Annotated in this window: 12 protein-coding genes; 5 read left to right on the top strand and 7 right to left on the bottom strand. The window is 72.7% G+C overall.

Annotated features, from left to right (window positions below):
- Positions 1 to 8 precede the first annotated feature (8 nt).
- The 4 genes from OG207_RS39550 to OG207_RS39535 all read left to right on the top strand — a co-directional run bounded on the left by OG207_RS39550 (position 9) and on the right by OG207_RS39535 (position 2,356).
- Positions 9 to 515: a GNAT family N-acetyltransferase gene (locus OG207_RS39550; RefSeq protein ID WP_329105849.1), complete on the top strand. Its 507-nt coding sequence runs from the start codon at positions 9 to 11 to the stop codon at positions 513 to 515.
- A 137-nt stretch (positions 516 to 652) separates the two neighbouring features.
- Positions 653 to 1,204 (top strand): GNAT family N-acetyltransferase, encoded by a 552-nt coding sequence (locus tag OG207_RS39545; protein WP_329105846.1) that lies wholly within the window; start codon positions 653 to 655, stop codon positions 1,202 to 1,204.
- Positions 1,205 to 1,304: 100 nt separating this feature from the next.
- Positions 1,305 to 1,538 (top strand): hypothetical protein, encoded by a 234-nt coding sequence (locus OG207_RS39540; protein WP_329105844.1) that lies wholly within the window; start codon positions 1,305 to 1,307, stop codon positions 1,536 to 1,538.
- 104 nt (positions 1,539 to 1,642) lie between these two features.
- The gene (locus tag OG207_RS39535; protein WP_329105842.1) at positions 1,643 to 2,356 is read left to right on the top strand and encodes an alpha/beta fold hydrolase; all 714 of its coding nucleotides are present in this window, start codon (positions 1,643 to 1,645) and stop codon (positions 2,354 to 2,356) included.
- A 33-nt stretch (positions 2,357 to 2,389) separates the two neighbouring features.
- Here OG207_RS39535 and OG207_RS39530 read toward each other — a convergent pair whose 3' ends face one another.
- The 4 genes from OG207_RS39530 to OG207_RS39515 form a co-directional block, all read right to left on the bottom strand.
- Complete coding sequence (locus tag OG207_RS39530; protein WP_329105840.1) at positions 2,390 to 2,860, bottom strand: hypothetical protein; 471 nt, start codon at positions 2,858 to 2,860, stop codon at positions 2,390 to 2,392.
- 258 nt (positions 2,861 to 3,118) lie between these two features.
- Positions 3,119 to 3,943 (bottom strand): class I SAM-dependent methyltransferase, encoded by an 825-nt coding sequence (locus tag OG207_RS39525; protein WP_329105838.1) that lies wholly within the window; start codon positions 3,941 to 3,943, stop codon positions 3,119 to 3,121.
- 121 nt (positions 3,944 to 4,064) lie between these two features.
- Positions 4,065 to 6,104 carry a prolyl oligopeptidase family serine peptidase gene (locus OG207_RS39520; protein WP_329105837.1) on the bottom strand — a complete coding sequence of 680 codons (2,040 nt, stop codon included), beginning with the start codon at positions 6,102 to 6,104 and terminating at the stop codon, positions 4,065 to 4,067.
- 90 nt (positions 6,105 to 6,194) lie between these two features.
- Positions 6,195 to 7,295: an AI-2E family transporter gene (locus OG207_RS39515; protein ID WP_329105836.1), complete on the bottom strand. Its 1,101-nt coding sequence runs from the start codon at positions 7,293 to 7,295 to the stop codon at positions 6,195 to 6,197.
- A gap of 132 nt (positions 7,296 to 7,427) precedes the next feature.
- Between OG207_RS39515 and OG207_RS39510 the strand changes: the two genes are divergently transcribed.
- Positions 7,428 to 8,720: an MFS transporter gene (locus tag OG207_RS39510; protein ID WP_329105834.1), complete on the top strand. Its 1,293-nt coding sequence runs from the start codon at positions 7,428 to 7,430 to the stop codon at positions 8,718 to 8,720.
- Between the two features lie 19 nt (positions 8,721 to 8,739).
- Here the strand turns inward: OG207_RS39510 and OG207_RS39505 are convergent, their stop codons facing one another.
- From OG207_RS39505 to OG207_RS39495, 3 genes are all read right to left on the bottom strand, one after another.
- Positions 8,740 to 10,080: a DUF2252 domain-containing protein gene (locus OG207_RS39505; protein WP_329105833.1), complete on the bottom strand. Its 1,341-nt coding sequence runs from the start codon at positions 10,078 to 10,080 to the stop codon at positions 8,740 to 8,742.
- A 94-nt stretch (positions 10,081 to 10,174) separates the two neighbouring features.
- Positions 10,175 to 10,348: a hypothetical protein gene (locus tag OG207_RS39500; protein WP_329105831.1), complete on the bottom strand. Its 174-nt coding sequence runs from the start codon at positions 10,346 to 10,348 to the stop codon at positions 10,175 to 10,177.
- A gap of 372 nt (positions 10,349 to 10,720) precedes the next feature.
- Entirely contained in the window at positions 10,721 to 12,223 is a 1,503-nt protein-coding gene (locus OG207_RS39495) for an alpha/beta hydrolase (RefSeq protein WP_329105829.1), read from the bottom strand.
- Between the last annotated feature and the right edge of the window lie 5 nt (positions 12,224 to 12,228).

The following is a 12,228-nucleotide window of genomic DNA, read 5'->3' as shown; positions in this document are numbered from 1 at the left end:
ATGCGGCCATGGCTATCCGCACAGCACGGCTGGACGAACTGACCCTCCTCCAGGACATCGAGAGGGCCGCCGGGCACTGCTTCCGCGACATCGACATGGCGGAGATCGCCGACGACGAGCCGCTGACGCTCGACGAGCTCGCCCCTTACCAACGCGCCGGGTTGGCCTGGGTGTCGGTCGACGGGGCCGATGCCCCGGATGCCTACCTGATCGCCGAGCGCCTCGAGGGCAATCTGCACGTCGAGCAGGTGTCCGTCCGTCCGGACCGCGCGCGCCGCGGGCTCGGCCGGGGCCTGCTGGAGCACCTGGCGGAGTTCGCCGGGCGCGAGGGCGCGCCCGCCCTGACGCTCACCACCTTCACCGAGGTCCCGTGGAACGCCCCGTACTACGCGCGCTGCGGCTTCCGGCCGCTGGCGGACGCGGAGCTCACTCCCGGCCTGCGGGAGATCCGCGAGCGCGAGGCGGCGCACGGCCTTGACCGGTGGCCCCGCGTCTGCATGCGGCGGGACCTGTGACACTCCCTCGAACCGGCCGGACGATCGGTTCCGCTGGACGTGGTGCGCGACCGCCCGGGCCGATCGACACATAAGATCAAATACATCCGCGCAGGTACCGGCGGGCTCGGCACAGTTGGCAATTCGACGAGGGATACGTGTTGTTCGAAGGAAAGTTGGTCAGGCTGCGTGCGCTGCGTTCGGATGACGCGGAGCACCATCTGCGGTGGCGCAACGACCCGGAGGTGGTGCGCTGGGCCGCGGCCGGTGATCCGTGTTTCGGCCCGGTCACGGCGGAGGCCGTCGGGATCGGGTTCGACGCGATGCTGCGCCTGATCCCGAGGGAGTCGGCCGTGTTCACGGTCGAGGACCTCGCGACCGGACGGGTGATAGGCATGGCTGACTACCGGGACCTGGACCCGTACGCCGGGGTGGCCACGCTGGGAGTCACCATCGGCGAACGGGAGTTCTGGGGTCGCGGCCACGGTAGGGACGCCCTGCGACTGCTCGTGGGCCACCTGTTCGGCGCGTACGGCCTGAGCCGCCTGGAGCTGGACACCTGGAGCGGCAACGAGCGCGCCCTGCGCGCCTTTGCCGGGTTGGGCTTCCGTGAGGAGGGCCGCCGCCGGTCGGCCGCATTGGTGGAAGGCAAGCGCTACGACCGCGTGCTCTTCGGGATGCTCCGGGAAGAGTGGGCGGACTCCGCATGAGTGCGTGACCGTTCGACACCGGTCCGGGCGGGCACTGAACGTGCTCCGGTCACCCGCCCTTGCAGCGGGAACGGATGTCCGGCTGGAGCATCTCGCCGCGATGGAAACGGCCGAGCTGAGAAGGTCCGTGCTGTTCGAGACCCTCGTCCTCCTGGCGTCACCGGCAGCGATCGAGGCCGCCCACGCGGTCAACCTCGCCCTGTGGCAGGAGGAAATCGCGACCAGGAACGACGGCGCCACCCCCGTGGAAGGGGACCTGATAGCCCTGATGAACCGCTATCACGAACAGACCCGGGTCGATCTGGGCGTTCCTCGCAGCGCCGGACGGGGGTAGCGCTTCGCCGGCCGGTCTCGGGAGACGGCCCACGTCACCGCCCTAGGGCAGGTATCGAAAGTATCTCCTAGGAGATCGTCAGGCCGCCCGGCTACGGTGCGGGCATGGTGAATTTCGTGCTGGTCGCAGGTGCACGGCTCGGGGCGTGGGCGTGGGGCGAGGTGGTGCCGTATCTGCGCGCGGCTGGCCACGGCGTCTATCCGTTGACGCTGTCCGGTCTTGCTGACAAACAGGGTGTACCGGCGGGGCAAGCGACTCACGTTCAGGACATCGTTGTCGAGGTAGAACGCCAGGGTCTGCGTGACGTGGTCCTGGTGGGTCACAGCTACTCGGGCATCCCGGTAGGTCAGGCCGCGGAGCGGATCGGTGACCGACTGGCCCGCGTAGTTTTCGTCGACTCAAGTGTTCCAACTGACGGCGAGTCGTTTGTCTCCGCCTGGCCGGACGGCGGGGCGGCGGTGGAGGCATCGATCGCCGAGACCGGAGGGTTTTGGCCGCTCGCGCCAGCTGCTCATTACGACGGCGAGGGTCTCACCGATGAGCAGATCGCACGCCTCGTGCGTGGCTCGACGCCTCACCCAGGTGCCACGCTGACCGAGCCCGCCGTGCTGTCGGGGCCGCTCGGTGAACTTCCGGCGACATACATCCTGTGCGTGATGCCAGGGACCGAACCTGACGACGCCGAGCCGGACGAAGATGTGGCTGAGCTGCTGAACAGCAAGCGCTGGCGGCTGGTCAAGATGGACACTGGCCATTGGCCGATGTTCTCCCAGCCGCGCGAGCTGGCGCAGATTCTCCTCGATGCTGCCGCGGAGTGAGCGCACCTCCATCCCTGCGGGCTGGTACTGGCCCTAGACGCCGGCCGAGGCCATTTCGATGATCGAGCGGTAGTGGGCGGCCGCCGACACCACGCACGCGCGGTAGGTGCGGTTCTCCCTGACCACCAGGAAGTAGTCCCTGATCTGCTTCCAGTACTGGCGCAGGTAGCCGAGGCCCGGCACGAAGCCCGGGGGCCTGGGGACCAGGGCGAAGGCTTCGGAGCACTTCAGGATGGAACCGGTCGCCTCCGACAGGACGTCCGCCACCTCGGCGTTCATGTTCCAGCCCGCGGCCAGTTGCGGGGTCCAGATGGAGCCGGCGACCTCCCGCAGCCGCTCCTGTTCCTCCGGGGTCGGGTCGCTCGGCGCGACCGGGGCGACCGCGCCGAGGGGGTGGCCGCCGGAGGAACCGGCCGCCTGCGCGGGCCCCGCCGCGCCCACCCCCAGCAGGGCCCCCGCCGCGAGCAGCGCGACCGCCGAAAGCCTGAGTGAACGTACCGCCATGTGTCCGCCCTTCCCGCGTTGCCGGAAGTCCCGTCCCAGGACCGGGCGTCGAGATTTCCACGGCCCCCGCACGCGGTCAACGGCGCCCGGACGGTCATGGCCGGATCGGTACGCGTACGCGTACGCGCCCGCGCGCCTTCGCCGAGCGCGGACCGGGCGGGACGACGCGGCTGGGCCGTGAGATCACGCGGCAGGCGGTGGCCTGCCCGGCGCGCAGCGAGAGCGGGGCCGGTCCGGAGCGGTGGACGCAGCTCGCGGTCACCGCCGCGGCCTGCTCGCGAGGGTGACGGCGACGGTGACGGTCCGGGTGCAGGTGCCGCTGGGGTAGTGGTCCAGCAGGGCATGGCGCAGCTCGGACTCGAAGGCGCCCTTCCGTTCGCCGAACAGGGCAGGGCCGGAGCGGGCGCGGGAGAACTGCAGGCCGATCACCTGGTCCACCGCGGAGCGCGTGGACCGCTCCCACGTGGTGGTCTCGACGCGGGAGAACGCAGACTTCGCGAGGTGGTCCTCCGCGTCCCGCACCTCCTCCATGTCCGCCGGTTCACCGCCCGGTTCGCCGCCCGGTTCGGCCGCCGGTCGGTCCACGGCCCGCGGCGCCGCCCCGTGGTCAGGACCGAGGAAGCGCGCGCGCACCTCGTCGACGACGACCGGCCAGGGGGCCGCCACGGAGGTGACGACGGCGATCCCACCGCGTGGCGCGAGCAGGGCGTCCAGGTCGGCCGGCACCCGCGCCCGGTCCATCCGGTGGAACGCCCCGCCGATGACGCACAGGTCGATCCGGGGCAGGCACAGCCGGCCGATGCCGGCGGCGTCGCCGCACAGCCAGGAGATGTTCCTGCGACCGTGCTCCTCCGCGAGCCTGGACCCTTCGGCGAGCATGGCCGGCTCCGGGTCGACGGCGTAGACGTGCTCGACCAGCGGCGCCAGCGGCAGGCTCATCGTGCCCGGTCCGGCGCCGAGGTCCAGTACGGTCTGGGAGCCGTCGAGCGCGAACCTGTCCACGAGGAGCGCGTAGAGCTCCGCCGGGTACGGGGGCCGGTAGCGGGCGTAGTACGGGGCGGCGGACGCGTACGGGGTGCTCATGGGGTCCTCCCGGGCCGGGGTTGCATCCGCCGATGGTGGAGCACAACCCTGCCCCCGGCAGCCTCTGGCCCCGCAAATCCCCCGTACGGATGCCTGTCGTTCACCTATCCCCGGTGTCCGATCACTTCTGCGGGGTCAGCCGCTCCCACAGGAAGGTGTGAACGAGGGCCTCGTTGAAGGCCGTCTGCCGGTGGTCGGTGGCGCCCGCGTGGCCGCCCCCGAGGTGCTCGTGGAAGAGGACGGGATGCCCGTGCTCGCGCAGCCGCGCGGCCATCTTTCGGGCATGGCCGGGGTGCACCCGGTCGTCGCGGGTCGAGGTGAGCAGGAGCAGCGGCGGGTACGCGGGCCCGTCCGCCCGGATCTGGTGGTACGGGGAGATCCGCTCCAGGTGCGGCCGGTCGGCCGGGCTGTCGGGGTCCCCGTACTCGGCGATCCAACTGGCCCCGGCCAGCAGCTTGTGGAAGCGCAGCATGTCCAGCAGCGGCACGTGCGCGACGACCGCGCCGATCAGTTCCGGGTCGCGGGTGAGCACGGCACCCATGAGCAGCCCGCCGTTGCTGCCGCCCTCGATGCCCAGCTGCGCGGGGGTGGTGATGTCCCGGGCGGTGAGGTCCCGGGCGACCGCGGCAAAGTCCTCGTAGGACCGGACCCGGTTGGCGCCGAGGGCCGCCTTGTGCCAGCCGGGCCCGTACTCGTGCCCGCCCCGGATGCCGGCGACGACGTACGTGCCGCCGCGGGCGAGCCAGGCCCGTCCGGTGACCGCGCTGTACTGCGGGACCATGGAGATCTCGAAGCCGCCGTACCCGTAGAGCAGGGTGGGACCGGGGCCCGGGCGGTCCTCGGGTCCGACGACGAAGTACGGCACCCTCGTGCCGTCGGCGGAGATCGCGAAGTACTGGCGCACGGCGAGACCGGCGGTGTCGAACAGGGCCGGGCTCTGCTTGAGGACCTCGCTCTCGCTGTCGTCGCCGGCCGTGCCCCGGTAGAGGGTGGCGGGCTGGAGGAAGCCCGTGACGTGGTGGAAGTACTCGTCGCCGACGTCCGGGTCCGTGTCCGTGACCGAGGCGGTGGACAGCGGCGGCAGCCCCGGCAGCGGTGCGCGGCGCCAGCCGCCCCCGTCGGCCCCGGTGGGCGGGGTGAGGAGCTCCATCCGGGAGGAGACGTCGGCGCGGGTGCTGAGGATGAGGTGGTTGCGGGTCCAGCTGTACCCGGCGAGCGCGGTGCGCTCGTCCGGCGCGAACAGCACCTCTGCCTCGCGCTCCCCCGCTAGGAAGGCGTCGAGGTCGAAGGCGAGCAGACTGCCCGCGCCGTGGCCGAGCCACGGCGACTTGGTGGTGACGGTCAGCCACCGGCGGTGGACGGAGGCGCCCGCGTCGTCCGGGACGTCGATCTTCAGCAGCGGGCCGGCGGCGTCCTCCTGGAGCAGGAAGAGTTCCTGGTTCCAGAAGTCGATCTGCCGGTAGACGAAGTCCCGTTCGAAGCCGGGGGTGTCGTCGTGCCATCCGGAGGCGGACAGGTCCGTCGGTCGGCCCTCGTAGACCAGCTCGGCCTCCGCGAGGGGCGTGCCGCGCCGCCAGCGGCGTACCTGGAGCGGGTAGCCGGACGGGGACATCGAGCCGGCGCCGAAGTCCGTGCCGATCCAGACCCGGTCGTGGTCGATCCACCCGATCCGGGTCTTGGCCTCGGCGACGGTGAACCCGTCCTCGACGAATTCCCGGGTCTCCAGGTCGAACTCGCGCACCACGCAGGCGTCCGCACCGTCCCGGGACAGCATGACGAGGGCGTGCCGGTACTCGGGGTCCAGGACCCTGCTGCCCGCCCAGGCCCACTTCTCGCCCTCGGCCCCGGCGAGCGCATCGAGGTCCAGGAGCACCTCCCAGGCCGGCCGGTCCGTCCGGTACTCCTCCAGCGTGGTCCGCCGCCACAGGCCGCGCACGTGGTCGGCGTCCTGCCAGAAGTTGTAGAGGTGGTCGCCCCGGCGGACGGTGTAGGGGATCCGGCCGTCGTCGTCCAGCACCTCGCGCACCTCCTGCTCGAGGACCTTGAACCCGGGTGAAACGGTCAGCGCGTCCACGGTCTCGGCATTGCGCTCCCGCACCCAGGCGAGGGCGGCGTCGCCGGATACGTCTTCCAGCCACAGGTAGGGGTCTTCATCGCTCATCAGGCGATTGTGCAGGAAGCGACCGGCAGGTGTCCGCCGTCCGGTCGGTGTCCGCCGTCCTCCGTCGGGCTCCCGGCCGTCGTCGGGCCCTCAGTCCTCGTCGGCCCCGGCGCCGTCGCCGGCCGTCGGGTCTTCGGCCGTCGGGTCGTCGGCCGCGCGGCGGGCGTCGCGCAGCGCCGTGTGCACCGACCAGGTCACCGATACCAGTGGGACCGCGACCACCGCGCCGACCACCCCGGCGGCGATGGCCCCCGCGACCACCGAGATCGCCACCACCAGCGGGTGCAGGCTCACCGCCCGGCTCATCACCAGCGGATGCAGCAGATGCCCCTCGATCTGGCCGATGACCACGATCAGCGCGACCACCAGGCCCGCGACGAACGGCCCCTTCGCGGCCAGCGCGACCACCGCGGCGACCGCCAGCGCGACCGGCGATCCGACGAGCGGGATGAACGCGGCGAAGAACTCCAGCAGGGCCAGCGGCACGGCCAGCGGGACCCCGAGGAAGTAGAGCGCCAGCCCGACCAGGATCGCGTTCGTCGCCGCGACGAGGACGATCCCGCGGGTGTAGCCCGTGAACGTGCGCCAGGCGGCGCCGCCGGCGATGCCCGCGCGGACGCGCACCGACGGGGGCAGCTGGGCGCAGAACCAGGACCACTGCCGGTCACCGCCGTGCAGGAAGAAGAAGGAGGAGAAGGCCGCGAGGGCGAGCACGGTCAGGACCTGCACCAGCCGCCCGGCTCCGCTGAGCGCCTGGCTGAGCAGCGTGGAGCGGTGGCTCGAGAGGTACTCGCCGAGGCGGGACTGGAGGTCGGTGAGCGCGTTCGGGTTCAGCCGGAAGGGTGGTCGCTCCAGGTACTCCTCGATGCTGTCGAGTCCCTCGCGGAACTCCCGGGCCAAGGTGGTGCTCTCCCCGGCCACCGCCGTGCCGACCAGGGCGAGCACCCCCAGCAGGAGCAGCGCGCTGCCGAGGAGGGTGACGGCGACGGCGACCGACCGGGGCAGGACGCGCGCGAGGCGCCGGGTGGGCCACCACAGCAGGGCGGCGACGACGAGCGCGAGGAAGAGCGCCACGGTGATCTCGTGGAACCGGCCGAGCACGGCGAAGACCGCGTAGACGGCGGCGCCGACCACTAGCAGGCGCCAGGCGTACGACGCTGCCGTGCGCAGGAACGCTGACACCGGCGGCATGACCCATGGGTGCCACACCGGGCCCGGGAAACCACGCGCCGGGCGCCGGATTCGCCCGTCCGTGATCGGTACGGGGCGGATGCGCGGAAAATCCGTTGCCCCGGCCGGGCCTCCCACGGACGATGGCATCTCGTGAGCACTTCCCGATGGACCACCGTACTGCCCGATTTCGCCCCGTTCCGTTCCGGCCGTGACTTCAGGCTGCTGTTCTACCAGGGCACGGTGACGTACTTCGGTTCGTTCATGGCGATGATCGCGCTGCCGCTGCAGATCAAGCACCTGACGGACTCGCCGCTGGCGGTCGGTGCGATGGGCGCGGTGGAGCTCGTTCCGCTGGTGGTCTTCGGCCTGTACGGGGGCGCCCTCGCCGACGCGGTCGACCGGCGGCGGATGATCCTGCTGACCGAGGCCGGGCTCGGGGTGCTCGCCCTGGTGCTCCTGGTGAACGCGCTGCTGCCGGATCCGCTGCTGTGGCCGCTGTACGTGGTCGCGGCGGGGGTGTCGGCGTTGAGCGGGCTCCAGCGGCCGGCCCTGGACTCGCTGATGGCGCGGATCGTGCCGCACGAGCAGCTGACGGCCGCGGCCGCGCTCAACGGGCTGCGCTACCAGTTCGGGGCGATCGCCGGTCCGGCGCTGGCCGGTGTGGTCGTCGCGTTCGCCGGTCACGCGGCGGCCTACTCCGTCACCGTGCTCGGGTTCCTCGCCTCCGTGCTGCTGTGCCTGCGGCTCGCTCCGGCGCCCCCGGTGGAGGGGGCCGAGCGTCCGTCGCTGCGCGGGATAGCCGAGGGCGCGCGCTACGCGTGGAGCCGGCCCGTACTGCTGGGGACGTACGCCGTGGACCTGGCGGCGATGTTCTTCGCCTTCCCGAACGCGATCTATCCCTTCCTCGCGGACGAGCTCGACGCGGTCTGGGCGCTGGGGCTGATGTACGCGGCCGGGGCGGTGGGCTCGCTGGTGCTCGGCATGACCAGCGGCTGGATGTCCCGAATGCGCCGGCACGGCCTGCTGGTGGTGTTCGGTGCGGCGGTGTGGGGCCTGGCGATCGCGGGGGCCGGCGCGTCCTCCGGCATCTGGCTCGTGCTGCTGTGCCTGGCGGTGGCGGGCGCGGGCGACATGGCGAGCGGGCTGGGCCGGGCGACGATCTGGAACCAGACGATCCCGGAGGAGCTGCGGGGCCGGCTCGCGGGCATCGAGGTGCTCTCGTACAGCGTGGGACCTCAGCTCGGGCAGGTCCGGGCGGGCACGATGGCCGGCTGGACCGGTACCCGTTCGGCCTTCTGGGGCGGTGGGCTGGCCTGTGTGGCGTCGGTGGCGGTGTTGGCCGCCCTGCTGCCGAAACTCATCTCCTACGACGCCGACACCGACGAGGACGCGCTGCGCCGCCGGGCGGCCCGGGAGGCGGAACGGGCCGCCGCACCGGCCTGAGGCCGGTGCCGGGGCCGGCTCAGACACCGCTGGTCGCGGTGATCCTCCCGTCGGCGACGGCGGCGGTCAGCAGCGCGTGATCGGCACGGGTGCGGTCCGCGTAGCGGAGCGCGAAGCCGGCCACGGCGCGGTCGAAGGTGTCGGCGCCGCCGAGGTAGCCCGCGATGGCGATGCGGTCGCCGGTGCGGGCGTGGGCGCGGGCCAGGGACCTGCCGCACAGCTCGGCGTACCGGGCCAGCAGGCCCGGGGGCATGCCTGCGAGATCGGCCGACCCCTTCATGTCGCGCAGCTGCCGGCCGTAGAAGTGGCGCCCGGCGGGTCCGGTCGTCCAGCCGAGGAAGATGTCGCCCGCGGCCTGCATGCGGCGCTGGCCCGCGACCACCCGGTGCCCTTGGTGCTCGTGCTCGTCGTCCGGGAGGTGGCCCTGCAGGACGGACGGTACGGCTTCCTTGATCTGTAGGAAGAGCGGGTCGTCGGCATCGCGCCCGAGGAGCAGGACGATGAAGCAGCGGGTGCCCACGCTCCCGACGCCGACCACCTTGCGCGCCGCGTCGGCGAACCGGAACCGGTCCAGCAGGAGGCGGCGCTCCTCGGGCAGGGTGCTGCGGTACTTGTCGAAGATCTGGTCGACCTCCCGTGAGTCCGCCCGGGCGAGGGGCTCCAGCAGCGGCGGGTCGTGGATGATCCGCCGGCGTCCGCCCTGGACCTCGGTGAGCTTGCCGAGCGCGCGCAGGCTGGTGCGGCGGCGGGCGCGCGCCAGGTTGGCCTCCACCCGGTCGCGCTGTTCGCCCTTGCGGATGAGGGGCAGCAGATCGGCGGTGTCGGTCCGGTGGTACCAGACGTCCAGCTCGCGGTGTCCGGCGAGCTCCCGGATGGTCTGCCGGTAGGCCCGGGCCGCGCCGAGGGCCGCCCGCGCGGCGCGGTCGTCGCCGTGTCCGTTGTCGCGGGCGGCCACCGCGACGCTCGCGGCGAGCCGTTTGACGTCCCATTCGAAGGGTCCGGGGAAGGTCTCGTCGAAGTCGTTGAGGTCGAAGAGCAGGGCGCGTTCCGGAGAGGCGAACATGCCGAAGTTGAGCAGGTGTGCGTCCCCGCACAGCTGGACGGTCAGGCCGGTCTGCGGTGCGGTGGCCAGATCGGCGGCCATGACGGAGGCCGCGCCGCGCAGGAAGGCGAGCGGCGAGGCCGCCATCCGGCCGTAGCGGATCGGCAGCAGTTCAGGCACCCGGTCGGTGGCCTGCCGCTGTAGCACCCCGACGGGGTCGGGCCGGTCCGGCGAAGCGGTCCACCGACCGTGCGCGGCACGGCCGGTGATCTTGCGGACGGCCCGTCCGCGCCGGAGCCGCTCAGCTGGACTGGTCATGCGCCGCTCCTCCTCGCCGGTCCCTCCTCATTTTTGCCGCAGGGGACCGCTCCCGCACGTCGCCGCCCCCGGAGCAGTCCGGGGGCGGCGCCGGTCAACCCTCCTTCTCGGCGAGGATCCGGTCGGCCGCGTAGTGCGGGCAGTTGAGGGCGTGCCAGGTCACCGACAGTGACCCCGCTCCGGTCCGCAGGGTCCGCACCACTCCGTCGGCGGCGGTGGCCTTGCAGAAGGGGCACATGACGGTCTCCGGGCGTAGTAGATCGAACATGCCGTGTCCTTCCCGCAGCTTTCTCACACCGGACCAGTCCAGAACTATCAAATCCGGCGCCATTCGGCCGCAGTACCCACAAGTACGGATGGATATCAGGGGCCAAGACCGCACGGAAAGTACCCTGGGACGGGAGCGGGAGGCATCCGCGGGCGGCCGCCCCGGTCGGCGAGGACCCTTGCGGCGGCCCGGAGTTCACCCTCGGGCGGGGGCGGGGCGGCCGGTCCCGCCGTCACCCCGGCATGGCGGGTGACGTCGTACGGGTTGCGCGGGACCGGGGCGGTGACGGGGCGCGGCCCGGCACCTTGCCGGGAGGCTTCTCTCCCCGCTTGCGCCCGTGCGCGGGAAGCGGTAGCGGTGCGGGGGGCCGGCTCAGTTCGCGCAGTCCGTGTCCCGGGCCGGACGGCGGCCGCTCGTGAGGAACTCGGTGACGGCCCGGTCGCCGCACGCGTTGCCGTTGCCGAGGTACAGCCCGTGGCCGCCCTGCTCGACGGTCACCAGCCGGGCCCGGTCGCCCAGCGCCTCGCGCATCTTCAGGCCCCCGGAGAGCGGGGTGGCCGGGTCCCGGCGGCTCTGGATCATGAGGATGTTGGACGGGCCGTCGTCGGTGATCCGGGTCGGCTTCTGCACGGGGGTCTGCCAGAAGGAACAGGGCAGTACGTTCACCGGCATGCCGGCCGTGAGCGGGTACCGGGCGCGGTCCGCGTCGACCGCCCGCCGGTACGAGGCCACGGACGCGTCCGGCCACGCCACGTCGTTGCAGATGACGCTGACCATGAGCGCGGCGTCCTCGTTCCGGATGGGTGCGGCGAGCTCCTTGGGGAGCACCGGGGTCCCCGCCGGGTCCTGCGCCGCCTGTACGAGCCGGGCGAAGGAGGCGAAGGCGGCGTCGGCGTAGAGCGCGTTCTGCAGGGCCTGGCGCAGGCCGCTGCCGGTCAGCGGCACTCCGGGGGTCGTCGTCCTCGGTTCGCGGTCCAGCCGGGCCGCGAGCGAGACGACGAGCGGCTCCACTTCCTGCGCCGCCGCGGCCAGGCGCAGGCCGTCCCGGTCCCGGTCGGGGTGGGTCGCCCAGGCCGCGAAGTCGGGGAAGCGGTCCGCCGCACCCTGCGACATGTTCGCCAGCCAGCCACGGGCGACCCGCTTCGGGTCGGGGTCGCCGCTGCTGTCGAGGACCCAACGGTCGGTGTGCCGGGGATACTTCTGCGCGTACACGGCGCCCGCGTAGGTCCCGTACGAGGTGCCCCAGGCGGAGAGCTTCCGCTCGCCGAGCGCCTCGCGGAAGCGGTCCATGTCGCGGACCTGGTTGGCCGTGGTGAAACTGCGCAGCTCGGGGCCGCCGTTGCGGGCGCAGGCCTCGGCGATGCGCCGGGACCGGGCGATGTTCTCGGTGATCTCGCCGTTCGGGCCCGGCCAGGAGCGCAGGCTGGTCAAGTACCGGTCCTCGGGGGCGAGGTCGCAGCTCGCGGTGGTGCTGGCGCCCACTCCGCGCGGATCGAAGGCGACGAGGTCGTAGGCCCCGGCGAGCTCCCGACGCAGGGCGTCGCCCTTCTGCGTCAGGCGCTGCACGCCGGACCCGCCCGGTCCGCCGGGTATCACCACCAGCGTGCCGCGCCGGGCCCCGGGGCGGTCGCTGCGGATCCTCGAGACGGCGAGGGTGAGCTGTCTGCCGTCGGGGTCGTCGTAGTCGAGCGGGACGGGCAGCTCGGCGCACTCCTGGGCGGCGGGCGCGTCCGGATGGGCACAGCGGTGCCAGTCGAGCCGCGGGGCGGCTGGGGCGGGCCGGGCCACGGCCGGGGCGGCGGTCGCGGTCAGCGAGGCCGCCACGGTGGCCGTGGCGAGGGCGAGGAGCAGGGCCTTGTGCGGGTAAGTCGTCATGGCAC

This window comes from Streptomyces sp. NBC_01439, from assembly GCF_036227605.1.
GTDB lineage: Bacteria > Actinomycetota > Actinomycetes > Streptomycetales > Streptomycetaceae > Streptomyces.
This window is presented reverse-complemented; position numbering and strand designations above follow the sequence as displayed.

What these genes read in the sequence shown, in the direction of transcription:
- OG207_RS39495 (WP_329105829.1), bottom strand. Translation starts at nt 12,223, where the DNA reads ATGACGACTTACCCGCACAAGGCCCTGCTCCTCGCCCTCGCCACGGCC.
- OG207_RS39550 (WP_329105849.1), top strand. Translation starts at nt 9, where the DNA reads ATGGCTATCCGCACAGCACGGCTGGACGAACTGACCCTCCTCCAGGAC.
- OG207_RS39520 (WP_329105837.1), bottom strand. Translation starts at nt 6,104, where the DNA reads ATGAGCGATGAAGACCCCTACCTGTGGCTGGAAGACGTATCCGGCGAC.
- OG207_RS39515 (WP_329105836.1), bottom strand. Translation starts at nt 7,295, where the DNA reads ATGCCGCCGGTGTCAGCGTTCCTGCGCACGGCAGCGTCGTACGCCTGG.
- OG207_RS39500 (WP_329105831.1), bottom strand. Translation starts at nt 10,348, where the DNA reads ATGTTCGATCTACTACGCCCGGAGACCGTCATGTGCCCCTTCTGCAAG.
- OG207_RS39535 (WP_329105842.1), top strand. Translation starts at nt 1,643, where the DNA reads ATGGTGAATTTCGTGCTGGTCGCAGGTGCACGGCTCGGGGCGTGGGCG.
- OG207_RS39505 (WP_329105833.1), bottom strand. Translation starts at nt 10,080, where the DNA reads ATGACCAGTCCAGCTGAGCGGCTCCGGCGCGGACGGGCCGTCCGCAAG.
- OG207_RS39540 (WP_329105844.1), top strand. Translation starts at nt 1,305, where the DNA reads ATGGAAACGGCCGAGCTGAGAAGGTCCGTGCTGTTCGAGACCCTCGTC.
- OG207_RS39530 (WP_329105840.1), bottom strand. Translation starts at nt 2,860, where the DNA reads ATGGCGGTACGTTCACTCAGGCTTTCGGCGGTCGCGCTGCTCGCGGCG.
- OG207_RS39525 (WP_329105838.1), bottom strand. Translation starts at nt 3,943, where the DNA reads ATGAGCACCCCGTACGCGTCCGCCGCCCCGTACTACGCCCGCTACCGG.